This is a genomic window from Pseudomonas sp. 30_B, assembly GCF_017491605.1.
GTDB lineage: Bacteria > Pseudomonadota > Gammaproteobacteria > Pseudomonadales > Pseudomonadaceae > Pseudomonas.
Window position 1 is genome coordinate 1 of record NZ_JAFGYY010000244.1, and the last position, 485, is coordinate 485.

At 66.8% G+C, this 485-nt stretch carries 1 protein-coding gene; it reads right to left on the minus strand.

Annotation, left to right across the window (positions count from 1 at the left end; genetic code table 11):
• Positions 1–485 (minus strand): branched-chain amino acid ABC transporter substrate-binding protein (locus J5M67_RS28105; protein ID WP_207888633.1); only part of this gene is annotated, 485 nt, incomplete at both ends.

A 485-nucleotide genomic window follows, 5' to 3' on the forward strand; every position in this document is an offset into this window, starting at 1 on the left:
CTTCATCGCGTCGACGATGATGTACACCGCGTCATACGTGAACGGCGCGTCGAAGCGGATCGGCTGGTTGAAGCGCTTCTCGTACTTGGCCTGGAACGTCGCGCCGCCCGGCATCTTCTCGAGCGCCGCGCCCGCCTGCGAGCACACGACGTTCTCGGCCGCGTTGCCGGCGAGCGCCGGCAACTGCTCGGTGCACACGCCGTCGCCCGCGAAGATCTTCGCGCGCAGGCCGAGCTGCTTCGCCTGCTTCGCGAACGGGCCGCCCGTCGCGTCCATGCCGCCGTACATGATCGCGTCCGGGTTCGTACCCGTGAGCTTCGTCAGGATCGCGCGGAAATCGACCGCCTTGTCGTTGGTCGCGTCGTGCGACACCACCTTCAGGCCGAGCGCCTTCGCCTTCTTCTCGAATTCGTTCGCGAGGCCCTGGCCGTAGGCCGTCGAATCGTCGACGACGGCCACCGTCTTGATGCCCTTCTGCTTCGCGT